Origin of the sequence: Streptomyces sp. NPDC032198 (assembly GCF_040636975.1) — a bacterium.
Taxonomy (GTDB): domain Bacteria; phylum Actinomycetota; class Actinomycetes; order Streptomycetales; family Streptomycetaceae; genus Streptomyces.
Genome location: NZ_JBEZVL010000013.1, coordinates 186,460 through 211,849, shown reverse-complemented (window position 1 = coordinate 211,849; position 25,390 = coordinate 186,460). Strand labels below are relative to the sequence as shown.

At 71.5% G+C, this 25,390-nt stretch carries 24 protein-coding genes; 20 read left to right on the top strand and 4 right to left on the bottom strand.

What is annotated here, in order from left to right:
- The first annotated feature begins 273 nt into the window (after window positions 1-273).
- From AB0E78_RS31480 to AB0E78_RS31445, 8 genes are all read left to right on the top strand, one after another.
- Window positions 274-1,770, top strand: a complete 1,497-nt coding sequence (locus AB0E78_RS31480; protein WP_361839636.1) for a sugar ABC transporter ATP-binding protein — start codon at window positions 274-276, stop codon at window positions 1,768-1,770.
- The gene (locus AB0E78_RS31475; protein WP_361839633.1) at window positions 1,767-2,807 is read left to right on the top strand and encodes an ABC transporter permease; all 1,041 of its coding nucleotides are present in this window, start codon (window positions 1,767-1,769) and stop codon (window positions 2,805-2,807) included. Before AB0E78_RS31480 ends, AB0E78_RS31475 begins: the two co-directional genes overlap by 4 nt.
- On the top strand, window positions 2,800-3,801 hold the full coding sequence (locus tag AB0E78_RS31470; RefSeq protein WP_361839630.1) for an ABC transporter permease: 1,002 nt from the start codon (window positions 2,800-2,802) through the stop codon (window positions 3,799-3,801). Before AB0E78_RS31475 ends, AB0E78_RS31470 begins: the two co-directional genes overlap by 8 nt.
- 43 nt (window positions 3,802-3,844) lie before the next feature.
- Entirely contained in the window at window positions 3,845-4,948 is a 1,104-nt protein-coding gene (gene rhaS / locus AB0E78_RS31465; protein WP_361839627.1) for a rhamnose ABC transporter substrate-binding protein, read from the top strand.
- A gap of 57 nt (window positions 4,949-5,005) precedes the next feature.
- Window positions 5,006-6,022 (top strand): LacI family DNA-binding transcriptional regulator, encoded by a 1,017-nt coding sequence (locus tag AB0E78_RS31460; RefSeq protein WP_361839624.1) that lies wholly within the window; start codon window positions 5,006-5,008, stop codon window positions 6,020-6,022.
- A gap of 68 nt (window positions 6,023-6,090) precedes the next feature.
- Window positions 6,091-7,404: an alpha/beta fold hydrolase gene (locus AB0E78_RS31455; protein WP_361839621.1), complete on the top strand. Its 1,314-nt coding sequence runs from the start codon at window positions 6,091-6,093 to the stop codon at window positions 7,402-7,404.
- A 38-nt stretch (window positions 7,405-7,442) separates the two neighbouring features.
- Entirely contained in the window at window positions 7,443-8,195 is a 753-nt protein-coding gene (locus AB0E78_RS31450; RefSeq protein ID WP_361839618.1) for a PIG-L deacetylase family protein, read from the top strand.
- Window positions 8,196-8,269: 74 nt separating this feature from the next.
- Window positions 8,270-9,106 (top strand): enoyl-CoA hydratase/isomerase family protein, encoded by an 837-nt coding sequence (locus AB0E78_RS31445; RefSeq protein WP_361839615.1) that lies wholly within the window; start codon window positions 8,270-8,272, stop codon window positions 9,104-9,106.
- A 46-nt stretch (window positions 9,107-9,152) separates the two neighbouring features.
- On the opposite strand, the gene AB0E78_RS31440 is transcribed toward AB0E78_RS31445, so the two are convergent.
- Window positions 9,153-10,124 (bottom strand): SDR family oxidoreductase, encoded by a 972-nt coding sequence (locus AB0E78_RS31440; protein WP_361839613.1) that lies wholly within the window; start codon window positions 10,122-10,124, stop codon window positions 9,153-9,155.
- 132 nt (window positions 10,125-10,256) lie between these two features.
- On the opposite strand from AB0E78_RS31440, the gene AB0E78_RS31435 reads away from it, so the two are divergent.
- From AB0E78_RS31435 to AB0E78_RS31380, 12 genes are all read left to right on the top strand, one after another.
- Window positions 10,257-10,910 (top strand): XRE family transcriptional regulator, encoded by a 654-nt coding sequence (locus AB0E78_RS31435; RefSeq protein WP_361839610.1) that lies wholly within the window; start codon window positions 10,257-10,259, stop codon window positions 10,908-10,910.
- 80 nt (window positions 10,911-10,990) lie between these two features.
- Window positions 10,991-11,959 (top strand): NADPH:quinone oxidoreductase family protein, encoded by a 969-nt coding sequence (locus AB0E78_RS31430; RefSeq protein WP_361839607.1) that lies wholly within the window; start codon window positions 10,991-10,993, stop codon window positions 11,957-11,959.
- A complete protein-coding gene (locus AB0E78_RS31425) occupies window positions 11,956-13,140 on the top strand; it encodes an acyl-CoA dehydrogenase family protein (protein WP_361839604.1) in 1,185 nt (394 codons plus the stop codon). Before AB0E78_RS31430 ends, AB0E78_RS31425 begins: the two co-directional genes overlap by 4 nt.
- Entirely contained in the window at window positions 13,137-14,264 is a 1,128-nt protein-coding gene (locus AB0E78_RS31420; RefSeq protein WP_361839601.1) for an acyl-CoA dehydrogenase family protein, read from the top strand. The genes AB0E78_RS31425 and AB0E78_RS31420 overlap by 4 nt, the downstream gene beginning before the upstream one ends.
- Window positions 14,265-14,389: 125 nt before the next feature.
- Window positions 14,390-15,985, top strand: coding sequence for an ABC transporter substrate-binding protein (locus AB0E78_RS31415; RefSeq protein WP_361839598.1), 1,596 nt, complete (start codon window positions 14,390-14,392; stop codon window positions 15,983-15,985).
- A 32-nt stretch (window positions 15,986-16,017) separates the two neighbouring features.
- A complete protein-coding gene (locus AB0E78_RS31410) occupies window positions 16,018-16,983 on the top strand; it encodes an ABC transporter permease (protein WP_361839596.1) in 966 nt (321 codons plus the stop codon).
- Window positions 16,976-17,851, top strand: coding sequence for an ABC transporter permease (locus tag AB0E78_RS31405; protein ID WP_361839594.1), 876 nt, complete (start codon window positions 16,976-16,978; stop codon window positions 17,849-17,851). The genes AB0E78_RS31410 and AB0E78_RS31405 overlap by 8 nt, the downstream gene beginning before the upstream one ends.
- A gap of 83 nt (window positions 17,852-17,934) precedes the next feature.
- Window positions 17,935-18,849, top strand: coding sequence for an ABC transporter ATP-binding protein (locus AB0E78_RS31400; RefSeq protein WP_361839854.1), 915 nt, complete (start codon window positions 17,935-17,937; stop codon window positions 18,847-18,849).
- A complete protein-coding gene (locus AB0E78_RS31395; protein ID WP_361839592.1) occupies window positions 18,842-19,540 on the top strand; it encodes an ATP-binding cassette domain-containing protein in 699 nt (232 codons plus the stop codon). The genes AB0E78_RS31400 and AB0E78_RS31395 overlap by 8 nt, the downstream gene beginning before the upstream one ends.
- A gap of 155 nt (window positions 19,541-19,695) precedes the next feature.
- Window positions 19,696-20,553 (top strand): phosphatidylinositol-specific phospholipase C/glycerophosphodiester phosphodiesterase family protein, encoded by an 858-nt coding sequence (locus AB0E78_RS31390; protein ID WP_361839590.1) that lies wholly within the window; start codon window positions 19,696-19,698, stop codon window positions 20,551-20,553.
- 145 nt (window positions 20,554-20,698) lie between these two features.
- A complete protein-coding gene (locus AB0E78_RS31385; protein ID WP_160503040.1) occupies window positions 20,699-20,893 on the top strand; it encodes a hypothetical protein in 195 nt (64 codons plus the stop codon).
- Between the two features lie 70 nt (window positions 20,894-20,963).
- Window positions 20,964-22,544 carry a hypothetical protein gene (locus AB0E78_RS31380; protein WP_361839588.1) on the top strand — a complete coding sequence of 527 codons (1,581 nt, stop codon included), beginning with the start codon at window positions 20,964-20,966 and terminating at the stop codon, window positions 22,542-22,544.
- Window positions 22,545-22,573: 29 nt separating this feature from the next.
- On the opposite strand, the gene AB0E78_RS31375 is transcribed toward AB0E78_RS31380, so the two are convergent.
- From AB0E78_RS31375 to AB0E78_RS31365, 3 genes are all read right to left on the bottom strand, one after another.
- Complete coding sequence (locus AB0E78_RS31375; protein WP_361839586.1) at window positions 22,574-23,497, bottom strand: hypothetical protein; 924 nt, start codon at window positions 23,495-23,497, stop codon at window positions 22,574-22,576.
- Entirely contained in the window at window positions 23,494-24,048 is a 555-nt protein-coding gene (locus AB0E78_RS31370) for an RNA polymerase sigma factor (protein WP_361839583.1), read from the bottom strand. Before AB0E78_RS31370 ends, AB0E78_RS31375 begins: the two co-directional genes overlap by 4 nt.
- Window positions 24,049-24,126: 78 nt before the next feature.
- Entirely contained in the window at window positions 24,127-25,311 is a 1,185-nt protein-coding gene (locus AB0E78_RS31365) for a phosphodiester glycosidase family protein (protein WP_361839852.1), read from the bottom strand.
- Window positions 25,312-25,390: the final 79 nt, after the last annotated feature.

The window sequence follows — 25,390 nt, the reverse complement described above, 5'->3', positions numbered from 1 at the left end:
ACGACTCGACGATGAATCGTTTCACGAGAGGCGAAGCTAGGGAGCGCGCTGCCCGCTGTCAAGAGCCCTTGGCTGCTTCGGCCTTGGCACACCAAGTCGCGCCAGGATTTTCAAGTCACGCCCATTGACGCGGCAGTTGGCGCGGGTTTAGCTTCCCTGAAAATTGATTGAAACCTTTCACCCCAGGTGTCCGGTGGGTGACCCCCGATGACGCCCGCCGGTGATTCCCGCAGTCAGAAGCCGCATGCCCTTCGTGACCGATCGGTGCTACCTATGAGAGAGCCCCCCGTCCTTGCCGTGCAGGGCCTGAGCAAGTCCTTCGGGGCCGTACGCGCCCTGCACGACGTCTCCCTGGAGCTGTACGCCGGTGAGGCGCACGCCCTCGCGGGCGAGAACGGCGCAGGGAAATCCACCCTCATCAAGACCCTCGCCGGGGTCCACCGGCCGGACACGGGAGAGCTGTCGCTCGACGGGTCCCCGGTCGTCTTCCACGGCCCCGGCGACGCCCGGGACGCGGGCGTCGCCGTCATCTACCAGGAGCCGACGCTCTTCCCCGACCTCTCCGTCGCGGAGAACATCTTCATGGGGCGCCAGCCGCGCCGCTCCTTCGGCCGCGTCGACCACAAGGCCGTGCACGCCGCGGCCGACGCGCTCTTCAAGCGCCTTGCCGTGGACCTCGACCCCGAACAGCCCGCGCGCGGCCTGTCGATCGCCGACCAGCAGATCGTCGAGATCGCCAAGGCGCTCTCCTTCGACGCCCGGGTCCTGATCATGGACGAGCCGACCGCCGCCCTCACCGGCAGCGAAGTGGCCCGGCTCTTCGGTGTCGTGCGCACCCTGCGCGAACAGGGCGCCGCCGTCCTCTTCATCTCGCACCGCCTGGAGGAGATCTTCGAGCTGTGCCAGCGCGTCACCACGCTGCGGGACGGCGGTCTGATCGCGAACGAGCCGCTCGAAGGCCTGACCGAGGACGATCTCGTACGCCGTATGGTGGGCCGCGACCTCGACGAGCTCTACCCGAAGCAGGACACACGGGTGGGCGACGTCGCGCTCAGCGTCCGCAGGCTGACCCGTGAGGGCGTCTTCACCGATGTCTCCTTCGACGTGCGGCGCGGCGAGATCGTCGGGCTCGCGGGACTCGTCGGCGCCGGGCGCAGCGAGGTCGCGCGGGCCGTGTTCGGCGTCGACCGCTGGGACGCCGGAACGGTCGAGGTGCAAGGCAAGGCGCTGACCAACGGAGCCCCCAGCACCGCCATGGCCGCCGGGCTCGCGCTCGTCCCCGAGGACCGGCGCGCCCAGGGTCTCGTGATGGACATGTCGATCGAGCGCAACATCGGGCTCACCGGACTGCGTACGACGGTGCGCGCGGGCCTCATGGACCGCGGCGCCGAACGCAGCCGCTCGCTCGACTGGGCGGTGCGACTTCAGGTGAAGTACGCGCGCATCGCCGACGCCGTCGGCACCCTGTCCGGCGGCAACCAGCAGAAGGTCGTCCTCGCCAAGTGGCTGGCCACCCGGCCCCAGGTGCTGATCGTGGACGAACCGACCCGCGGCATCGACGTCGGCACCAAGGCCGAAGTGCACCGACTGCTCTCCGGACTCGCCGCCGACGGGGTCGCGGTCCTGATGATCTCCTCCGACCTGCCCGAGATCCTCGGCATGGCCGACCGGGTCCTCGTCATGCACGAAGGGCGGCTCACCGCTGAGATCCCGCGCGCGCGGGCGACCGAGGAGTCCGTGATGGCGGCCGCCACCGGGAGGACGGTATGAGCGTGACCACCCAGAGCCCGGTACCCGCCGTGGACCCCGAGAAGGCCGCGGGCACCCGTCTGGTGGACCGCGTCTTCAAGATGCGCGAACTCGCCATCCTCCTTGTCTTCCTGGTGATGATCGGCATCACCCAGGCGGGCAACAGCGAGTTCCTGTCCGAGCAGGGCATCAAGGACCTGCTCCTGAACGCGACCATCCTCGTCCTGGTCGCGACCGGCCAGGCCCTCGTCGTCATCACCCGCAACGTCGACCTGTCGGTCGGCTCCACCCTCGGGATCAGCGCCTTCGCCGCCGGCAACTACCTCCAGGGCGGCGGCAACTCCACGGTCGCGATACTCCTGGCCGTCGTGCTCGGCGTCGGCTGCGGGCTGCTCAACGGGGCGCTCGTCAGCCTCGGCCAGGTCCCCGCGCTCGTCGTGACGCTCGGCACGCTCTACATCATCCGGGGCGTGGACTCCATCTGGGTCGGCTCCCGGCAGATCACCGCATCCGACCTGCCGGACGGCTTCGTCGACTTCGGGTCCGGCGGGATCTCCGCGGTGCCGTACCTGGCGCTGATCGCGCTGGCCGTCCTGGTGGTGGTCGCGTACTACCTGCGGCACTTCGGCGGCGGACGCGAGCTCTACGCCCTCGGCTCCAACCCCGAGGCCGCCCGGCTCGCCGGCATCCCCGTACGCAAGCGCATCCTCGCCGCCTACACCGCGTGTGGGGCGCTCACCGGACTCGCCGGCGCGCTCTACCTGGCCCGCTTCGGCAACGTCGACTCCGCCACCGGCAACGGCTACGAACTCACCGTCGTCAGCGCCGTCGTGGTCGGCGGCGTCGTCTTCACCGGCGGCTCCGGGAGCGTCTACGGCGCGGCACTCGGCGCGCTGCTCCTGACCTCCATCAACAGCGTGCTTCCCGCGCTCGGCGTCAGCTCCGTGTGGGTGCTCGCCATCAACGGCGTGCTGCTCGTCCTGGCCATCGCCGTCGACCGGATCGTCGCCCTGCGCGTCGCCAAGGCCCTGAAGAAGAGGAACGCACGCCATGGCTGACTCCAACCGGCTCAACGTCACGCGCGCCGTCCGCTGGGACACCGTCGTCGGTGCTCTCCTTGTCGTCCTCCTGCTGATGTCGTTCGCCTTTGTCGACGGTTTCGGGAACGCCCTCAACCTGTCGTTCCTCATCGGCAACACGCTGCCCATCGCTCTGATCGCCCTCCCGATGACGCTTCTCGTCGTCTCCGGAGAGATCGATCTGTCGGTGGCCTCGACGGCGGGCCTCTCCGGAGCCGTGATGGGCGCGCTCTGGAACGCGGGCATGGCCATCGAGACGATCATCCCGGTCGTCCTCCTCATCGGAGTCGTCTGCGGCCTCGTCAACGGCCTCCTGGTGACCCGTCTCGGGTTGCCCTCGCTCGCCGTGACCATCGGCACCATGGCCGCCTACCGGGGCATCGCGCAGATCGTCCTCGGGTCGGACGCCGTGACCGACTTCCCCTCGCAGTACCTGGACTTCGCGGCCGGACGCGTCGGCGACACCTTCCTGCCGTACGCCTTCCTGCCCTTCCTCGCGCTGCTCGCCATCGCCGTCGTCGTCCTGCACGCCACACCCTTCGGGCGCTCGCTCTTCGCGATCGGCGCCAATGAGGAGGCAGCGCGGTTCGCCGGTGTCCGCGTCAGGCGGCACAAGCTGTGGCTGTTCGTCGCCACGGGTCTCATGGCCGCGCTCACCGGCGTCTTCTGGGCCCTGCACTACGCGAGCGCTCGCTACGACAACGCCACCGGCCTCGAACTGTCCGTCGTCGCCGCCGTCCTGCTCGGCGGCATCGACTTCGACGGCGGCAGGGGAACCCTCGGCGGGGCCATCGCCGGAGTCTTCCTGCTCGGCGCGCTGCAGAACGCGATGAGCCTGCTCAACGTCTCCGCGCAGTCGCAGATCGTCGTCACCGGCGTGCTGCTCGTGGTGTCCGTGCTCGGGCCGCGCGTGGCCCGCCAGATCGCCGTCGCCCGAGCGGGCCGCCGCGCCGCCGCGGCTCCCGCCCGCTGACCCCTCGTACCTCCCGAAGTCCGCAGTCCGAAAGGGACCAACGATGCTCTCTCCCCGCCGATCCGTCCGCCGCTCCGCCCTCACCCGCGCCTGCGTGACCCTGGCAGCCGTCACCTCGCTCGCCCTCACCGCCACCGCCTGCGGAGGCACCACCAAGGACTCCTCGAAGGACGACGACGCGGCCAAGGCGTCGAACGCCAAGGCCGACCCGGGCGCGGCGATCAAGAAGGGCCTCACGGTCGCCTTCCTGCCCAAGCAGGTCAACAACCCGTACTTCACCGTCGCCGACAAGGGCGGCGAGAAGGCGCTCAAGGAACTCGGGTCGTCGTACAAGGAGACCGGACCCAACAGCGCCACCGACACCAGCGGGCAGGTCTCCTACGTCAACACGCTCACCCAGCAGCAGGTCGACGCCATGGCCGTCTCCGCGCAGGACCCCGGCGCCCTGTGCACCGCCCTCAAGCAAGCCATGAAGAACGACATCAAGGTCGTCACCTACGACTCGGACACCAACCCCGGGTGCCGTGACGTCTTCGTCTCGCAGTCCAGCGCCGAGGCGCTCGGCCGCACCCAGGTGGAGCTGCTCGGCAAGCAGCTCGGCTACAAGGGCGACATCGCGATCCTCTCCGCCGCCCAGACCGCGACGAACCAGAACACCTGGATCGGCTACATGAAGGACGAGCTGAAGAAGCCCAAGTACAAGAACATGAAGCTGGTCAAGACCGCCTACGGCAACGACGACGCCCAGCAGTCCTTCCAGCAGACCCAGGGACTCCTCCAGGAGCACCCGAAGCTGGCCGGGATCATCTCGCCGACGACCGTCGGTATCAAGGCGGCCGCCCAGTACCTCTCGGGATCGAAGTACAAGGGCAAGGTGAAGCTCACCGGCCTCGGCACGCCCAACGACATGCGCCAGTACGTCAAGAACGGCACCGTCGAGGGCTTCGAGCTGTGGGACCCGGCCAAGCTCGGCGCGCTCGCCGCGCACACCGCCGTGGCCCTGAAGTCAGGCCGGATCACCGGCAAGAAGGGCGAGAAGTTCGAGGCGGGCGACCTGGGCACCTTCACCATCGGCGACAAGGGCGTCGTCGATCTCGGTGAGCCGACCGTCTTCGACAAGAAGAACATCGACCAGTACAAATTCTGAGGGGATCGCACGCGGCGGTGCACGAGGCACCGCCCGAGCAACGGAACAAGGGGACGCATGGTCGGCATCAAAGACGTGGCGAAGCACGCCGGCGTGTCGGTGGGCACCGTGTCGAACGTGATCAACCGCCCGGACGTCGTCTCCGAAGAGACACGCCACCGGGTGCAGTCCGTGATCGACCGGCTCGGCTACGTCCGCAGCGAGTCCGCACGGCAACTGCGCGCGGGGCAGAGCCGCATCATGGCGCTGCTCGTGCTCGACATGGGCAACCCCTTCTTCGTGGACGTCGCGCGCGGCGCCGAGCGGGCCGCGCGCGACGCCGGGCTCCGCGTCATGATGTGCAACAGCGGACAGAGCCCCTCCGAAGAGGCCGAATACCTGGCACTCTTCGCCGAACAGCGGGTACGCGGCGTCCTGCTGACCCCGGCCGACGCGACGGGCCGCAACATCGAGGCGTTCCGCAGGCACGCCATCCCGTTCGTCCTGGTCGACCGGGTCGCCGAGGGTGCCACCGAGTGCTCCGTCTCCGTGGACGACGTCATGGGCGGGGCGCTCGCGGTGCGCCATCTCGTCGACACGGGGCACCGCAGCATCGCGTACGTGAGCGGCCCACCCGGCCTCAACCAGGTCAAGGACCGCAGGCAGGGAGCGCTGCAGGCACTCGCCGAGGCCGGTCTGCCGGCGTCGGCGCTGCGGGAACTGCCCACCGAACGCCTCGACGTGGCCGCCGGACGCGACGCGGGCGCCCGCGTCCTTGGGCTCGCCGAGCGGCCGACCGCGGTCTTCTGCGCCAACGACCTGCTCGCCCTCGGGGTGCTCCAGGCGATGTACGCGGCCGGAGTGAGCGTGCCCGAGGACATCGCCATCGTCGGCTACGACGACATCGAGTTCGCCGCGGCTGCCGTCGTCCCGCTCACCTCGGTGCGCCAGCCCGCCATCAAGATGGGCGCCATGGCCGCGGAACTCCTCCTGGAGGAGACCGAGTCGGACACCGGCCCCGGGGAGCACGATCACCGGCGCGTGGTGCTCCAGCCGGAGCTCGTGGTGCGGCGCTCCAGCCTGACGCCCCGCTGACCGCGTCCGCGACGGGTGTGCTGAACTGGGGCGAAGTGTCCCGTTCCGCATGCCGCCCAGGAGCTCTCTTGACCGCCACCGCCTCCTACCGCCAGCCCGGCGTCGTCCTCACCGACCACCGCTTCTCCGTGCCCCTCGACCACGACGGCCCGGCGGGGGAGCGGATCGAGGTCTTCGCCCGCGAGGCCGTGGCGAGCGCGCACGGGGACCACGGGGGCGACCTGCCGTGGCTGGTGTATCTGCAGGGCGGCCCGGGATTCGGGGCCAACCGGTTCGTGGGCAAGGAGGCATGGCTGGGCAGGGCCCTCCAGGACTACCGGGTGCTGCTCCTCGACCAGCGCGGAACCGGCAGCTCCACTCCGGCGACGCGCCAGACGCTCCCGCTGCGCGGCGGACCCCGTGAGCAGGCCGACTACCTCACGCACTTCCGCGCCGACTCCATCGTCCGCGACTGCGAGCTGATCCGGCGCGAGCTGACCGGCGGCGCCCCCTGGACCGTCCTCGGCCAGAGCTTCGGCGGCTTCTGCGCGACCCGCTACCTCTCGGCGGCCCCCGAGGGACTGGCCACCGCCCTCATCACCGGCGGCCTGCCCACGCTCGACGGCCACGCGGACGACGTCTACCGCGCCGCCTACCCGCGCATGGAGCGCAAGACCGCAGCCCACTACGCCCGCTACCCCCAGGACGTCGAGCGCGCCCGCCGTATCGCCGCCCACCTCGCCGAGCACGAGCCCGTCCTGAACGGCGGCTACCGCCTCACCGTCGAGGCGTTCCAGTCCCTCGGCATGCTGCTCGGCACGGGCGACGGCAGCCACCGCCTCCACTTCCTCCTTGAGGACGCCTTCGTGCGTACCCCCGCCGGACACACGCTCTCCGACGCGTTCCAAGAAGGCGTACAGGCCGCCCTCTCGCACTGGGGCCACCCGCTCTTCGCCCTCCTGCACGAGACGATCTACGGCCAGGACGATCGGCCCACCGACTGGTCGGCCCAGCGGCTGCGCGGCGAGTTCCCGCAGTTCGACCCGGGCAAGGCGCTCGACGGGGACGCGCCGCTCCTCTTCACCGGCGAAGCCGTCCAGCGCTGGCAGTTCGACTGCGACCCCGCCCTGCGCCCGCTGCGCGAGACCGCCGACCTGCTCGCCGCACGCACCGGCTGGACGCCCCTCTACGACACGGCTCGGCTCGCCGCGAACGAGGTGCCGGCCGCCGCCGCGATCTACCACGACGACCTGTACGTCGACACCGCCCACTCGCTGCGCACCGCCCGCTCCATCCGCGGCCTGCGGACCTGGGTCACCGACGAGTACGAGCACGACGGGCTGCGGGTCGGATCGCCGCGCGTACTCGACCGGCTCCTGGCCCTCGCCAGGGGCGAGGCCTGACCCCTCCGCGCCGGGTCCCGCGAAGCTAGGCTGCGGGCATGACAGAGCCGTTGAACGAGAACGACCAGCTCACACCCATGCCCGAGGACTGGCAGCGGGCCCTCGCCGTCGTCGCCCACCCCGACGACCTGGAGTACGGCTGCTCCGCCGCGATCGCCGGCTGGACGGACGGCGGGCGCGAGGTCGCCTACCTCCTGGCCAGCCGGGGCGAGGCGGGCATCGACACCCTCGACCCCGCCACGTGCGGCCCGCTGCGCGAGCGCGAGCAGCGGGCGAGCGCGGCCGTCGTCGGTGTGTCGACGGTGGAGTTCCTCGACCACAGGGACGGGGTGATCGAGTACGGGACGGCGCTGCGCCGCGACATCGCCGCCGCGGTCCGCAGGCACCGGCCGGAGCTCGTGATCACCCTCAACCACCGCGACACCTGGGGCGGCGTCGCCTGGAACTCCCCGGATCACGTAGCCGTCGGCCGCGCCACCCTTGACGCCGTCGCGGACGCGGGCAACCGGTGGATCTTCCCCGAGCTGATCGAGGAGGACGCCCTGGAGCCCTGGAACGGTGTGCGCTGGGTGGCCGTCGCCGGTTCCTCGGCGCCCACGCACGCGGCGGACGCGACGGCCGGTCTCGAGCGCTCCGTGCGCTCGCTCCTCGAACACCGCACGTACATCGAGGTGTTGACCCAGGAGGACCCCGAGAAGTACTGCCGAGAGTTCCTCACCGGCAACGCGCAGCGGGTGGCACCGCGCTTCGGCGGGAAGCCCGCGGTGTCGTTCGAGGTCTTCAGCCGCTGAGCCACCGCCACTACGCTGACGGCACGTCAATTGCCTGACGGGCCGTCAGAAACGTAGGCAGGAGCTGGTGCTGGATGATCGACACCATCGGCACGGACATCCCGGAGGGCGAGGAGCGGCTGCGTCTCGACATCGAGGACGGCCTCGGCATCCTCACCCTCTGCTACCCGCACAAGCTCAACGCATGGAGCTGGGAGTCCACGCGCCAGCTCGGCATTTTCGCCGACCGGATACGCTTCGACGACTCGATCAGGGCGGTGCTGCTGCGCGCGGAGGGGCGGGCATTCTGTGCCGGGATCGACGTCACCGCCCGGAACGGCGGTGCGATCGGCGGTCGTTCGGGCGCCGAGCGCACACGCAATTACTACGAGGGTCTGCGCTGGGTCCATGAGCGCTTCCGCACCTTCGCCGGCCTTCCGCAGCCCATCGTCGCCGCCGTGCAGGGGTACTGCCTCGGGTTCGGCTTCGAACTCGCGCTGATGGCGGATGTGCGGATCGCGTCCGACGACGCGGTGTTCGCGCTGCCCGAGGCGCAGATCGGCGTCGCGGTGGACGCGGGCGGCGATCTGCGCATCGCGCGTGACGCGGGCGCGGGCTGGGCCAAGCTGCTCTCGCTCACCGGCCGCCGCATCGACGCGGCCACGGCGGAGCGGCTGCGGCTCGTCCAACTCAGCACTCCGATCGCCGAGTTGACCAAGACGGCGCGCGAGATCGCCGGGGAGATCGCAGCGAACGCGCCGCTCGCCGTGCAGGGCATCAAGCGGGGCATCGACGCCTACGCGGACGCGGGGATGGACGCCGCCCTCGACCGGGTCGCGATGAACGCGGCGATCACGCTGACGTCGGAGGACTCGCGGGCCGGGTACACGGCGAAGGGGGAGCGCAGGGCGGCTGCGTTCAAGGGGAAGTAGCGGGCGGGAGACGGGCGTTGCTGCCGCGGGGGTCCCGGGAGTGGCGCTACCGGCCGAAGGTTCCTCGCCCCATCTGCTCGCGCACCGTCACCACCTCCGGGCTCACCAGGCCCCGTCGCTGCCAGTTCGCGCCGTCCACCACCAGCGTGTGCCCGGTGATGAAACGGGCGTAGGGCGAGGCGAGGAAGGTCGCGGCCCACCCCAGTTCGCGCGGGGCGCCGACGCGCAGGGCGGGCTGGCGGGAGCTCAACTCCCTTCGGCGGAAGTCCGATTCGCCTCCCTCCACAGCCGTAGCCGTAGCTGTGCCCGTGGTCGTAGCCGCGGTCGCGGCCCGGTCGAGATTGCCGCGGATGTCCGCAGTCATGTCCTCGTGCGGCATCAGACCCGGCACTAGGCCGTTGACCTGGATCCCGTACGGCCCCCACTCCACCGCCAGGCTCTCGACGAGGCTCTGTACGCCCGCCTTGGCCGCCGCGCTGTGCGCGAAACCGGGGCCGCCCGTCCACGCGTACGACGCCCCGATGTTGATGACGGAGCCGGGTGTGCCCGCCGTGAGATGGCGGCGGGCGAACTCCCGCGTCATGAAGAACGTCCCGGTCAGCGTGATGTCCACGACCGAGCGCCACGCGTTCGGGGACATGTCCTCGGCGGGCACGGGGAAGTTCGCCGCCGCGTTGTTGACCAGGACGTCCGGCAGGCCGTACGCGTCCCGCGCCGCGTCGAAGACCTCGGCGACGCGGTCCGGGTCCCGGATGTCGCACGGCACGGCCGCCACCCGCCCGCCGAGGCCCGCGAGCTCGTCCCGCGCCGCCTTCAGCCGCTCCTCCTTACGGCTGGCGATCACCAGATCCGCCCCGAGCCGCGCGAACTCCGCGGCGATCGCCTTGCCGAGACCGGTGCCGCCGCCGGTCACGAGGACAACCGCCCCGTCGTACGTCCCCTCGGGCAGCGCGCTCATGCCGTGCGGGGCGGGTGCCGGGAGTCCCGGCGGCGTGCCTTCGCTCACGTGGTCCGTCATGGCGGCATCGATACCGCTTAACGCTTCAAAGCTCCATGCCCGTACGCACGTCATGCGGGCGCCCAGCCGAGGTGACCGTCGCAGCCGCGGTGCATGATTGACAAGCGACTTTGCCGATACTGCAATGGATCCATGGCAAAGAACAGGACAGCAAGCAAAGAGGCGCCGGACGCGGCGGAGAGCGGCGGCGACGACGGCGCGAATCTGGACGGCGTGCTCGCCGAGGTCGGCCCCCGCCTGCGGCGCATCCGCAAGGAGCGCGGTGCGACCCTCGCCGGTCTCGCCGCCGCCACCGGCATCTCGGTGAGCACCCTCTCCCGGCTTGAGTCCGGCCACCGCAAGCCCAGCCTCGAACTCCTGCTCCCCATCGCGCGCGCCCACCAGGTCCCCCTGGACGAGCTGGTCGGCGCCCCGCCCGTCGGCGACCCCCGGGTGCGGGCCAAGCCGATCGTCCGGAACGGCCGCACGATGGTCCCGCTGACCCGCCAGCCCGGCGGCCTCCAGGCGTACAAGGTGCTCGAGCCCGTCCGCTCCGTCCAGCCCGACCCGCAGACCCACGAGGGGTACGAGTGGCTGTACGTCCTGTCGGGGCGGCTGCGGCTCGTGCTCGCCGATCATGACGTGATCCTCACGGCGGGCGAGGCCGCGGAGTTCGACACGCGGCTCCCGCACTGGTTCGGGTCGACGGGGGAGGGGCCCGCGGAATTCCTCAGCCTGTTCGGGCCGCAGGGCGAGCGCATGCACGTAAGGGCGCGGCCCGTGCGGGAGAAGCGCAAAGCGGACTGACGAGACGGTTCCCCTGCCTGCAAGCGACCGCTTAGTATGCGACGGAGCTCGGTCTACGAAAGCCCCAGTGGAGGCCCCGCATGCAGGCATGGCAAGTGCACCAGAACGGCGAGCCGAGCGCGGTGATGCGCCTCGAAGACGTGGACCGGCCGGTGCCCGGCGACGGACAACTGCTCCTCAAGGTCCGTGCCGCCAACATCAACTTCCCCGACGCGCTGCTCTGCCGCGGGCAGTACCAGGTCACGCCCCCGCTGCCGTTCACGCCCGGCGTGGAGATCTGCGGCGAGACCGAGGACGGCCGGCGGCTGATCGCCAACCCGGCCCTCCCGTACGGCGGCTTCGCCGAGTACGCGCTCGCGGACGCGGCGACCGTGCTGCCCGCGCCCGATGCCCTGGACGACGCCGAGGCCGCCGCGCTGCACATCGGCTACCAGACGGGATGGTTCGGCCTGCACCGCCGCGCGCACCTGCAGGAGGGCGAGACCCTTCTGGTGCACGCTGCCGCGGGCGGTGTCGGCAGCGCGGCCGTCCAGCTCGGCAAGGCGGCGGGCGCCAAGGTCATCGGGGTCGTCGGCGGCGCCGCGAAGGCCGAGGTCGCGCGCGAGCTCGGCTGCGACCTGGTCATCGACCGGCGTACGGAGAACGTCATCGGCGCCGTCAAGGAAGCCACCGGCGGCCGTGGCGCCGATGTCATCTACGACCCCGTGGGCGGCGACGCGTACACGCAGTCCACGAAGTGTGTCGCTTTCGAGGGGCGGATCATCGTCGTCGGCTTCGCCAGCGGAGTCATCCCGACGCCCGCGCTCAACCACGCCCTGGTGAAGAACTACGCGGTCCTCGGCCTGCACTGGGGCCTCTACAACACCAAGGACCCGCAGGCCATCCTCCGCTGCCACGAGGAGCTCACCCAGCTCGCGGCCAAGGGCGCCATCAAGCCGCTCATCAGCGAGCGTGTGCCGCTGAGCGATGCCGCCGCAGCCGTCCAGCGGGTCGCCGACGGTGTTACCACGGGGCGGGTGGCCGTGCTCCCCGAGGGGGCCGACGCATGACGGATGCCGCCGAACTGCGCAGCCGTACGCAGGAGTTCCTCGCCGCGCACCCGCCGGCGGCGACGGAACGCGCCGCCTTTCTGAAGGCCCGGTTCGACGCCGGGCTCGCCTGGGTGCACTACCCGGAAGGGCTCGGCGGGCTCGGCGCTCCCCGGTCCCTGCAGGCTGTCGTGGACGCCGAGCTGGAGGCCGCGGGCGCTCCCGACAACGATCCGCGCCGCATCGGGATCGGCCTCGGCATGGCGGCCCCGACCATCCTGCGCTTCGGCACCGAGGAGCAGAAGCGGAGCTTCCTGCGGCCGCTGTGGGTCGGCGACGAGGTGTGGTGCCAGCTCTTCAGTGAGCCGGGCGCCGGATCCGACCTGGCGGCGCTCGGCACGCGCGCCGTCCGTGACGATGGGGGCACCTGGGTGGTCAACGGCCAGAAGGTGTGGACGTCCGGCGCGCACGCCGCCCGCTGGGCCATCCTCATCGCCCGCACCGACCCGGAGGTGCCCAAGCACCGCGGCATCACGTACTTCGTCTGCGACATGACCGACCCGGGCGTCGAGGTGCGGCCGCTGCGGCAGATCACCGGCGAGGCCGAGTTCAACGAGGTCTTCCTCACCGACGTACGCATCCCGGACGCGCACCGGCTCGGAGAGATCGGCGACGGCTGGAAGGTCGCGCAGACCACCCTCATGAACGAGCGCGTGTCCATCGGCGGTGCCCGCATTCCACGCGAGGGCGGCATGATCGGCCCGGCCGTCGAGGCCTGGCGCGAGCGCCCCGAACTGCGCACGCACGACCTGCACCAGCGGCTCCTCAAGCTGTGGGTCGAGGCCGAGGTCGCCAGGCTGACCGGCGAGCGGCTCCGCCAGCAGCTCGTCGCGGGACAGCCGGGCCCGGAGGGCTCGGGCATGAAACTCGGATTCGCCCGCCTGAACCAGGAGATCAGCGGCCTGGAGGTGGAACTCCTTGGTGAGGAAGGGCTGTTGTACGAGGACTGGACGATGCGGCGGCCCGCGAAGGTCGACTTCGTCGGCCGTGACGCGGGCTACCGCTATCTGCGGGCCAAGGGCAACAGCATCGAGGGCGGCACCAGCGAAGTGCTGCTCAACATCGTCGCCGAGCGCGTCCTCGGACTCCCCTCCGAGCCGCGCACCGACAAGGACGTCGCCTGGAAGGACCTCGCCCGATGAGTGCGCAGCCCCCGCAGATCTCGCAGCCCGCGCCGCGCGACCTGCTGTACTCCGAAGAAGAAGAGGCGCTGCGCTCGGTCGTGCGCGGCCTCCTCGCCGACCACTGCGACGCCAGCGCCGTGCTCACCCGCACGGAGTCCGCCGAGCCGCACGACCACGACCTGTGGAAGGCGCTCACGGACGGCATGGGTCTCGCGGGCCTGCTCGTGCCCGAGGACCTCGGCGGCCAGGGCGCCACGCACCGCGAAGCCGCCGTCGTCCTTGAGGAGTTGGGCCGCGCGGTCGCCCCCGTGCCCTATCTGACCAGTGCGGTGATCGCGACCGAGACGCTGCTCGGCTGTGACACCGACGCGGCGAGGGAACTCCTCGGCGCGCTCGCCTCGGGACGCACGGTCGGCGTGCTCGCCGTGCCGCTCGTCACCGCTCCGGGCGGCGGCCTGCCCGGCGTACGCGCGGAGGGCGGTGCCCTGCACGGCAGCGTCTCCGGTGTCGCCGACGCGGTCGCCGCCGACGTCCTTCTCGTGCCGACGGATGCGGGGATGTTCGCCGTGGACGCGGACGACGTCGGAGTGACCGTCACGCCGCAGACCTCGCTCGACCTCACGCGGCCACTCGCCACGGTCACCTTCGAGGGCGCACGCGCGCGTGCCGTCGGCCCGGCATCCGGACCCGCCGTACGACGCGGTCTGCGGGCGGGGGCCGGGCTCCTGGCGTCGGAGCAACTGGGCCTCGCCGACTGGTGCTTGACCGAGACCGTCCGGCACACCAAGGAACGGCACCAGTTCAACCGGCCCGTCGGCTCCTTCCAGGCGCTCAAGCACCGCCTCGCCCAGCTCTGGCTCGAAGTGGTCAGCCTGCGCGCCGCCGCCCGCAACGCGGCCGACACCCTCGCCGCCGGAAGCGAGGACGCCGACGTCGCGGCGGCCCTCGCGCAGGCCTACGCGTCACCGGCCACGGTGCACATCGCGGAGGAGGCGCTCCAGCTGCACGGCGGCATCGGCATGACGTGGGAGCACCCCGTCCACCTCTACCTCAAGCGGGCCAAGGCCGACTCGATCGCGCTCGGGACGGTGGGGCGCCACCGGGAGGAGCTGGCCTCGCGCGTGAGCCTGCCGGCTCCCTGACCTCGACCGTCGACCAGGCCCCCGTGATCCACTCGGTATGGACCACACGTTTTACCCACCCATTACATGAGGCATAATTGCGACCCGTTCGCAATAACGTTTGATCTTCAGTAGGGGTGTGGAGCATGAGGGCCCGATCGATACGGGGTACGGGCGCGGTGGCGGCGGCCGCCTCACTGGCGGTCGCCGCCTCGGCCTGTTCGGCGCCGGGCGACGGCAAGAACGCGGGCGGCGCCAAGGATTCCGCGGTCGTCGGCATCGCGTACGAACCGGACACCCTGAGCCCGCTCCTCGGCTACGGCAAGGACGGCAACTCCAAGATCTTCGACGGCCTGCTCACGCACGACGCCGACATGAAGTTGAAGCCCGCGCTCGCCGCCGGGCTCCCCAAGGTCGGCGACGACGGCCGCACCTACACGTTCAAGCTGCGCAAGGGCGTCAAGTTCAGCGACGGCAAGCCCTTCACGTCCAAGGACGTCGTCTTCACGTACGAGACGATCCTCGACAAGAAGACCAACAACGCCGCCAAGACCGAGCTCGACGCCGTCAAGGACGTCGAGGCGAAGGGCGCCGACACCGTCGTCTTCCACCTCAAGTACCCCTACGCGCCGTTCGCCGAGCGCACCGTCCTGCCGATCGCGCCCGAGCACATAGCCGGCAAGCAGGACGTGAACACCGGCGAGTTCACCACCAAGCCGGTCGGCACGGGCCCCTACAAGCTGGTGAAGTGGTCCAAGGGCGAGAAGCTCACCTTCAAGGCCAACCCCGGCTACTGGGGCGGCGCGCCGAAGGTCAAGAACTTCACCATGGCGATCATCAAGGACGACGACATCCGAGCCACCCGGCTCGACGCCGGTGAGCTCGACGGCGCGATCCTGCCACCCAACCTGGCGAAGAAGTACGGACACGACGGCAACAAGAAGTCGTACGCCGCCAAGACCTTCGACTACCGCGTGGTGACCCTGCCCACCGGCAACAAGGTCGCGGGCGACACCGGCATCCGGCGCGCGCTCGACATCGGCGTGGACCGCAAGGCGATGGTCGACTCGATCCTGGACGGCGCGGGCAAGGAGGCCTACGGGCCCGTGCCGACCGACAGCCCCTGGTTCACCAAGGGCACCGAGCGGGGGCACGACCTGGCCAAGGCCAAGAAGATCCTCGACGACGCGGGCTGGAAGCCGGGCATGGACGGCATCCGCGAGAAGGACGGCGTCCAGGCGAAGTTCCCGCTCTGGTACCTCTCCGGGGACAAGCTCCGCCAGGACCACGCCCTCGCCTACGCCTCCGACGCCAAGAAGCTCGGCATCAAGGTGGAGGTGCAGGCCGGTACGTGGGAGGTCATCGAGCCGCGGATGCCCAAGGACGCGGTCCTCGCGGGCGGCGGCTCCCCGGCCGACCCGGACTTCGACCAGTACACGCTCCTGAAGTCCTCGCTCGCCGGTGACGGCTTCAACAACATGGCCCACTACGACAACCCCAAGGTCGACAAGGCGCTCGACGAGGCCCGCGAGAGCGGCGACCACGCCAAGCGGCAGGCCGCGTACGACACCATCCAGCGCGAGCTGGTGAAGGACCCGGGCTACACCTTCCTCACCCACATCGACCACCTCTACGTCGTCGACAAGCGCTTCGGCGACCTGACCACCCAGACCGAGCCGCACGACCACGGCCTCGCGTCGGGCCCGTGGTGGAACGTCGAGGACTGGCAGCCGAAGCAGTGAGGTCCGCGCTCCGGAAGCTCCCCTGGGGGCCGATGGCGCGCATGACGGGACGGCGGGCCCTGTTCGCCGTCCCGGTCCTGCTCGCCGTGACCTTCGGCGTCTTCGCGATCGCCGCCGCGTCCCCTTTCGACCCCGTCAAGGCGTACGCGGGCACGGCCGGGCTCACCGCGTCGCAGCAGAACCTCGACCAGCTGCGCGCCAACCTCGGCGTCGACCAGCCGCTCGTACAGCGCTGGTGGGACTGGCTGACCTCGGCCGTGCACGGTGACCTCGGGGATTCGAGCACCCTGCGTCAGCCCGTCGCCGACGTCATCGGCGAACGCATCGGCTGGTCCGTGCTGCTCGCCGCCACCGCGTTCCTGCTCGCGATCGTGGTCGGCACCACGCTCGGTGTCCTCGCCGCGCGCCGCCCCGGCGGCTGGCTCGACCGCGCCGTGACCTCGCTCGCGTACACGCTCGAAGCCGCCCCGCCGTTCTGGATCGGGCTGCTCGCCGTGTGGCTGTTCGCCCTGAAGCTCGGGGTGCTGCCGTCGGGCGGGCTCACCGACACGGCGAGTTCGGCCGTGACCGCCGGACAGGTCGCCAGCCATCTGGTGCTGCCCGCCGTCGTCCTGGCGATCTCGCAGCTCCCGTGGTTCGTGCTCTACGTACGCCAAGGGGTCGGCGACGCACTCGGCGACGACCCCGTCCGAGGTGCACGCGCGCGTGGCCTCGCCGAACGGACCGTCCTCCTGGGGCACGCACTGCGCTCGGGCATGCTGCCGGTGCTCACGCTGATCGGCTCTCGCGTGCCCGAACTGATCACCGGGGCGCTCCTGGTGGAGACCGTCTTCAGCTGGCCGGGCATCGCGGCGGCCACCGTGTCGGCGGCGACCGCCGTGGACTTCCCGCTGCTCGCCGCGCTCACCGTCCTCGCCACGGCGGCGGTGCTCCTCGGCAACCTCCTGGCCGACCTGCTGTACGGCCTCGCCGACCCGAGGGTGGGATTCGATGGCTGACGTGACGTGGCGTTCCCCTCTCGCGGGCGTCACCAAGAGCCGCTCCACGCGCGCGTGGCGGGTGCGTTCCTCGGCGGTGCTCGTCGCGGCCGTCGTCCTCGCCGTCCTGCTCGTGCCGCCGCTCGTGAACCTCGACGAACAGGCCGTGAACCTCGCGGCCAAGCTCCAGCCGCCGTCCTTGGCGCACCCCTTCGGCACCGACGACGTGGGACGCGACCTGCTCCTGCGCTGCGTGTACGGGCTGCGGGTCTCGCTCCTCGTGGGCGTGGTGGCTGCCGTCGTCGCGACCGTCATCGGCACGGCGGTGGGCGCGCTCGCCGCCGCGTCGGGCGGCTGGGTCGACCGGGTCGTGATGCGGCTCGTGGACGTCTTCTCGTCCGTCCCGCATCTGCTGCTCGGCATCTTCATCGTGGCGATGTTCCGGCCGGGCGTATGGCCGGTGGTCGTCTCGGTGGCGCTCACGCACTGGCTGTCCACGGCCCGCATCGTGCGCGCCGAGGTCCTCTCGCTGCGGTCGCGCCCGTACATCGACGCCGCCATCTCCGGTGGTGCGTCGCGGATGCGCGTGACCGTGCGCCATCTGCTGCCCGGAGTGCTCCCGCAGGCCGGACTCGCCGCCGTCCTGATGGTGCCGCACGCCATCTGGCACGAGTCCGCGCTGTCCTTCCTCGGCCTCGGACTCCCCACCCACCAGGCGAGCCTGGGCACCCTCGTGCAGAGCGCGCGCGGCTCGCTCCTCGCCGGGGACTGGTGGCCGACCCTCTTCCCCGGCCTGTTCATCATCGTGCCCACCCTGGCGATCGCGGGCCTCGCGGGCGCCTGGCGGGAACGGATCAATCCCCGGCGCCGATCGGAGCTGATGCTGTGACCGCCGTGAACCCGGTGACCGCCGTGACCGAACCCGTCCCACCTCCGGTGCTGTCCGTACGAGGACTCTCCGTACGGTTCCGCATGCGCGGGGGCACCTTCGTCTCCGCCGTCACCGACGCCACCTTCGACCTCGCCGCGGGGGAGTGCCTCGCCCTCGTCGGCGAGAGCGGCTGCGGCAAGTCCGTGCTCGCGTCGGCGCTGCTCGGGCTGCTTCCGCGGAACGCGGAGACGGCCGGGTCCGCGCACATCGGTGACGCGGACCTGCTCGCCGCCGACGAGCGCACCCTGGCCCGCACGGTCCGTGGGCGGCGCGTCGGTCTCGTACCGCAGAGCCCGGCCGCGCACCTGACGCCGGTGCGCACGGTCCGCTCGCAGCTGGAGGAGACCCTGCGGGAGCTCGCGGGCGTGCGCCGCCCGCAGCTGCGCAAGGCCGCCGAAGCGGCAGCCGAGCGTGCCGCGTTCCCCGCCGGACACCTGGACCGCTACCCGCACGAGCTCTCCGGCGGCCTCGCCCAGCGCGCCGCCACCGCGCTCGCGCTCATCGGCGACGCACCGCTGCTGCTCGCCGACGAACCGACGACGGGCCTCGACCGCGACCTCGTCGACCGCACGGTGGACGAACTGCGCAAGCACGTCGGCGAGGACCGCGCGCTGCTCCTGATCACCCACGACCTGGCCGCCGCCGAACGCATCGCGGACCGCGTCGCCGTCATGTACGCGAGCCGCATCGTCGAACTCGCCGACGCCGAGGACTTCTTCGGTGACCCCGGGCCCCGGCATCCCTACGCGCGCGGCCTCCTGAACGCCCTGCCGGAACGGGAGTTCACGCCGATCCCCGGCATGCCGCCCGAACTCTCCGCGCTGCCGGACGGATGCGCGTTCGCCGCGCGCTGCGCCGGCGCGGACGAGGCCTGCGGGACCGTGCCGAAGCCCGTGGCCGGGGTCGCCTGCCACCATCCCCGTACGGCGGCCGTCCTGGAGGCACCCCGTGCTTGAACTCCACTCCATCACCGCCGGATACGACCGCCGCGCCCCCGTCATGAGCGGCGTGGACCTGACGATCGCGCCCGGCGCCTCCGTCGGACTGCTCGGTCCCAGCGGCTGCGGCAAGTCGACCCTGGCCCGGGTGGCCGCCCTGCTGCACAAGCCCGACGCGGGCCGCGTCGTCATCGACGGCGAGCCCGCCCGAGGCTGGCGGCACCGGGCCCCTCGCGCCCAGCGCACCGCCTTCGGCGTCGTCTTCCAGCAACCCCGCCTCTCCGCCGACCCCCGGCTGACCCTCACGAACCTGATCGTGGAGCCGCTCCGAGCGGCCGGACGCGGCGGCGAAGCCCCCGCGCGGGTCAGCGAGTTGGCGGCCACCGTCGGTCTCGGCGAGGACCTCCTGGGCCGCAGGCCGCACGAGGTCAGCGACGGCCAGCTCCAGCGCGCCTGCCTTGCCCGCGCCCTGGTGCTCCGGCCGCGCTGGCTGATCTGCGACGAGATGACGGCGATGCTCGACGCCTCGACGACGGCGGCACTCGTGCACGCCGTGGAGGAGTACCGGCGCGAGAGCGGCGCCGGACTGCTCGCGGTCGGGCACGATCGGGTGCTCCTCGAGCGGTGGTGCGAGCGGACCGTCCACTGGAGCGAGCTGGCGGGAGCCGGTCCGGCAGCCGATCGCAAGGCGGCCCCCGAGGTGGCCTGAGGCGGCCCGAGGTGCCCTGCGGGGGCGCGGGTCTGCCGGAGTTGACGCAGGGAGTCGATAGCGCCAACTCCCGTCCCGAAGGGGTTTCTTGACGCGAGCATGGCCTCATACTCACTGAGGCCCGCTCGTCGTCCCTCGCCCTCCCGGGAGTCTCCGTGGCACTCATCACCCGTCGTAGAGCCCTCACCCTCGGTGCCGCGCTGGCCGGCACCGCCGCCGTCCCCGCGTACGCCCAGGCGAGCGAACGCGGACACGGACCCCGCCCCCTCATCCGGGCCCACGCTCACAACGACTACGACCACCCCCGGCCCCTCTTCGACGCGCTCGACCACCGCTTCGGCAGCGTCGAGGCCGACATCTACCTCGTCGACGGGCAGCTCCTGGTCGCGCACGACCCGGTCGACCTCGACCCCACCCGCACCCTCGAATCGCTCTACCTGGACCCCCTGGCCGCGCGGGTCCGCGCCCATCACGGCTCCGTGTACCGCGGTTACCACCGCACCCCCTTCCAGCTCCTGATCGACATCAAGACCGAGGGCGCGGCGACGTACCTGGAACTCGACCGGCATCTGCGCCGCTACCGGCACCTGTTCACCACGTACGCGTACGGCAAGGTGCGCCGCGGTCCCGTGACGGCGGTGATCTCCGGCGACCGGGCGGCCCGCGCCCCGATGGAGGCCCAGCGCACGCGCCGCGCCTTCTACGACGGCCGCCTCGCCGACCTGGGCAGCGCGGCGCCCGCCTCGCTCATCCCGCTGATCAGCGACAACTGGACGCTCAACTTCAGCTGGCAGGGCGTCGGCGCGATGCCCGCCGCCGAGCGCGACAAGCTGCGCGGCATCGTCGCCACCGTCCACAAGCGCGGGCAGCGCGTCCGCTTCTGGGCGACACCCGACCTGCCGGGCCCGGCACGCGACGCGGTGTGGGGCGAGCTCCTGGCCGCCGGCGTCGACCACTTGAACACGGACGACCTGGCGGGCCTCGAGGCGTTCCTCGTCGCCCACGGGCAGTAGCCCCCGGCCCGGATACGGCCCGGGGAAGCAACGTCCTGGCACATAACACCCGTTCGGAGGACATGCCGGTCGCCCGGACGGTCCCTCCGCTGCGCCACACTCGGCCCAGAGCCGCGGTGTGGACGCGGCGAAGGAGGTTGTCCCCATGGCCATTTCGGTCTCTGTGGTGCTGCTGCTGGTGATCCTGGCAGTGGTCTTTCTGCGCAACGGCGCACTGAAGTTCTCGCACGCCCTGGTCTGTGCGCTGCTCGGCTTCTATCTGGCGAGTTCGAGCATGGCGCCGACCATTCACAACGGGGTCACGGCCGCCGCGGACATCGTCAGCGGCCTGCAGCCATGATCGTTGCGTGTTCATGAACAACTGTCACCTTTCCATGGACACTTCAAGGGGCTGGCCCTAGCTTCGGCCCATGCCGCGTCGCAGAACCCTCAGCACCGCCCTCGCCCTGACCGCGCTCACGGTCTCGGCGGCGTCCTTCGCGTATCCCGCCCAGGCGGACGACATACCGAAGGCGCCGGGGCACCGGCTCGTCGACCAGTACACCGGCACACCCGCCGACGCCCGCCCGCTGCCCGGCGAACAGCCGCCCCAGCACCCGTATCTCGCCGCCAACGGCCGCAGCGGGATGCACGCGGACGCCGCGGGCAGCGGAACCTACCCCTGGAACGGACCCCTGGGTAAGAAACCGCGGGTCGGCAGCGAGAAGATGGCGGCGCTCGGGGGTGAGTGCGCCACCGTCACCTTCGACAAGGCCGGCCGCATCGTCACCGTCTGCGGCACGTTCACCGGTTTCCTGGTCAAGCTGCTCGACCCGGACACGATGAAGACGCTCGCCGAGTACAAGCTGCCGCAGCGCCCCTCCACCGTCGAGGCCCTCACACGCCTGGACTTCTCGAAGATCTTCAAGGACACCTCGGGCGGCGCCTACTCCTACCTCGACAACGAGGACCGGCTCGTCCTCGCCGACTCCCGGCAGCACATCGTCCGGCTCGCGCACGAGCAGACGGCGGACGGCAGTTGGCGGTTCGTCGTCGACAAGGACTGGGACCTGACGACGCACGTCCCGCACGACTGCGTGACCTGGTCGAATCTCTACCCGAGTGGCGAATGTGACCCGGTCACGTCGGTGATGCCCGACTGGGAGGGCCGCATCTGGTGGGTGACCCGGCGGGGACGCGTCGGCACCGTCGACCCCACGTCCGGCGACATCCGCTCCATCCGGCTCGACGGCGAAGAGATCCAGAACTCGTTCTCCGTCGCCGAGGACGGCGTGTCGATCGTCTCCGACCACGCGCTCTACAGCTTCCGGGCCGGTGCGGACGGCACCCCGAAGGCCGTCTGGCGTCAGACGTACGACCGGGGTACGGGTACCAAACCCGGCTCGGTGAACCAGGGTTCGGGCACCACCCCCGACCTCTTCGGCAAGGGCGACGACGACTACGTGGCCATCACCGACAACGCCGACGACCGCATGAACGTGCTCGTCTACCGCCGGGGCGAGGACATCGCCGACGACAAGCGGCTCGTCTGCAAGGTCCCCGTCTTCCGCTCCGGCGCCTCCACCACCGACAACTCGCTGATCACCTGGGGCAACAGCCTCGTTGTCGAGAACAACTACGGCTACGAGAACATCACCTCGCTCACCTTCGGGCGCAGCGTCGTCGGCGGCGTCAGCAGGATCGACGTACGCGACGACGGCAGCGGCTGCGACACGGTGTGGGAGAGCGACGTCCGCGCCCCGTCGAACGTGCCCAAACTGTCCACCGCCAACGGCCTGTTGTACTTCTACACGAAGGAGCCCAACAGCCTCGGCATCGATGCCTGGTACCTGACGGCCGTCGACTTCCGCACCGGCTCGACCCAGTGGAAGCGGTTCGCCGGTACGGGCATCGCGTACGACAACAACTGGGCGCCGGTGACCCTGGGCCCGGACGGGACGGCGTACGTGGGCGTGTTCAACGGCCTGGTGGCGGTGCGGGACACCGAGTGAACACGCCCCACGCGGCAGGGGGCCGGGGCTCAGCCGACGCGATCGGCCGGGCCCAGCTCCAGCCAGGTGTAGCGGTCCGCGGGGATGTCCTGGCCACGGATCTTGTGGGTCGTCTCCAGGAGGAGGCCGGTGTCCGGGTCGACGGTGTAGCGGTCCGTCGTCCAGTACGTCACGCCCTTCTCCGGTCCGGTGCTGAATCCGGCCTTCCGCGTGATCTCGACCGCCACGCCCGGGCGCCCCTTGCTGTCCTGCACGTCACCGACCAGCTTCACGCCGGGGGTGTCCGCGAGGATCCGGAAGAGCGCGGCACGCAGCTCGGGGCTCGCGGGGGAGTCCTCGAGCAGGATCGCCACCTGCTCGAAGCGGCTCTCGTCCGCCTTTGGGAAGAGCGCCGTCAGCGCCTTCTGTTCCGTGGGCAGCTTGTCGAGCGCGGGCCACGTCAGCCACTTCTTTCCCACGGGCCACTTCTTGAGCTTGCCGGCCTTGCCCGCGGGCGGCTCGTGGACCGTGCCGTCCGCGTCGACGGACCAGATGCGGCCCGCACGGTCGAAGAAGGTGGTGGTCGCCACCCGCCCGTCGTCCTGGTTCACCGTCTCCATCCTGACCTTCCAGTACGGGGCGTCGGCTGTCCGGGAGTCCGCCGCGACGTCCGCCATGTCGTTCAGGAAATGGGCGGCCGACGCACTGGCCGCGGGCCTGCCGCCCAGGTCGAGCACCGGATACGCCACGGCACCGGCGGCGATCGCGGCCACGGCCGCAACCGCGACCAGCAGCCTGCGACGGCGCGGGACGGCACGCCCGCGCAGCGGGACCACGACCGTCTCGCGCCGTGCGGCGCCCGCCACCGCGGCTCGGGCCGCCGCCACCACGGCGGGTGCGGGCGGCGCGACGTGACCCGCCGCGATCAGTTCGTCGGCACCGGGAAAGTCGAGAAGGTCACCACGTTCGCTCATGACAGGTCTCCGGTCAGCTTGAGGGGCGCGCTCGCACGCAGCCGGGTACGGGCGCGGTGCAGCCGTGAGCGGGCCGTCCCCGCGGGGATGCCGACCGCCGCGGCGGCCTCGCCGGGCGTGAGCTGCTCCCAGGCCACGAGGAGCAGCAACTCGCGTTCGTCCGGCGGGAGTCCGGTGAGGAGCGCGCGCAGCCGCGGTGCCACCGCGGCCGCGTCGAGGCGTGCGTCCACCGCCTCCCACGGGTCGTCGTCGCGGCCGGCGCCGGGCGGTCCGGTGTGCTGCTGCGCGAGCCGGCGCCAGTGCGCCGACAGCACGTTGCGGGCGACACCGAACAGCCAGGCCCGCGCGGGGCCGCGGGCCGCGTCGAAGCCCTGCCGGGCCGCGTACGCCCGCAGCCAGAGCTCGGCGAGCAGATCGTCCGCGGCAGCCGGGGCCCGGCGTGCGAAGTAGCCGTGGAGAGCCGCCGAGTGGCGCACCACCAGCGGTTCGAAGGCTGCCGGGTCCCGCGCGGTGCGGGCCAGCAGCTCCTCGTCGTCCAGGTCCGTGGTCACGGGACCTCCGTATCCGTACCGCCGGCCGGCGGTCTCACCCCCTACTTGTCGGGAACCCGCATCTGCGTTCGCGCCCGGTCAGCCGCCGGAGAACACGCCGATGCCGTTCGGCACCGGACGTTCCACGCCGCCGCTGGGGTTGTTGCGTACGGTGACGGCCTCGGCGCCCGGGGCCCTCGCGACCAGAGTGGTGGACGAGGCCAGCGTGGAGGAGCCCCCGCCGTCCAGGCTGAAGCCGTCCCGCGCGCCCAAGCCCCGCAGCGTGGTGGCGACTTCGGCGATGGTCAGGCCCGTACGGAACTCAGGGGAGCCGTCCAGGGAGAGGAGCAGGAGGCGCCGTCCGTCGTCGGAGATTCCGACAGCCGTCCGCACGGCGGAGGTGACGGAGTCGAGACCGGGCAGCGGCGCGCCGCCGCGCAGGACGGGGAAGCCACCGAGCGCGAAGCGGAAGGGGGAGTGCGACGTGGCCGCCACCAGGCGGTGTTTGACCTGCACCCGGTCGCCGATCGAGAGCTTGCGCAGCTCCTGTGCGCCGGCCTCGCGCCCGACGAGGACCGTGGTGCCGCGGGCCACCGGACCGCTGCCGGGTGTGCCGACGGACGTCACCACACGGCCGCCGCGCACCGCCACCTCATGGGTGTCCGTGCTGCAGGGAGCACCGCGGTTGGTGTCCGTGCCGCAGGTGGAGCGGACCCGCGAGGTGCTGCCCCAGTCGCTGGTGAACGCGCCGACGGAACCCACCGGGAGGGCGTACTGGTTGAGCCCGCCGAGCGGCAACCGGGTCTGCTTGGTCAGTACTTCACCGTCCAGGCGGAGGTTGTCCATGCGGGCCCGGCGGTCGAAGCCCACGCCGAGCACGGCTTCCGTGGTCACGCCCGGAGGCATCGCGGGCCCGAAGCGCTGACCGTTCGGCACCGCTGCCTTGAGGGCCCGGCCCCGTGCGACCGCCGGGCCGACGGGCGCGCCGGTCGGCTCGACGCCCGGATGCTGGGTCTCGGTGATGTTGAAGAAGTCGCCGTTGATCCCGCCGACCGCCCCCGCCCCGTCCGCGAGCGCGGAGACGACGGAGCGCGCGCCCACCGCACCCGGATAGAGCAGGTCGACGCCCGTGCGCGGATCGCTCAGGTCGACGTCGAGCACGTGCGCGCGGGCCGTGCCGTGGGAGGCCGGGATGTCGAACTGCCAGTACTCCACTCCCGGCGCGATCCGCGACGCGGCGGCCTTTCCGTCCGCCTCCACGCCGCCGGCCGGTGCCGCTCCCATCAGAGCCGCACCGGCCAGCGTGCCGAATGCCGTCAGTACCGAGAGCGCCGCTCTCGCCGTTCTGAACCGTCCCACGATG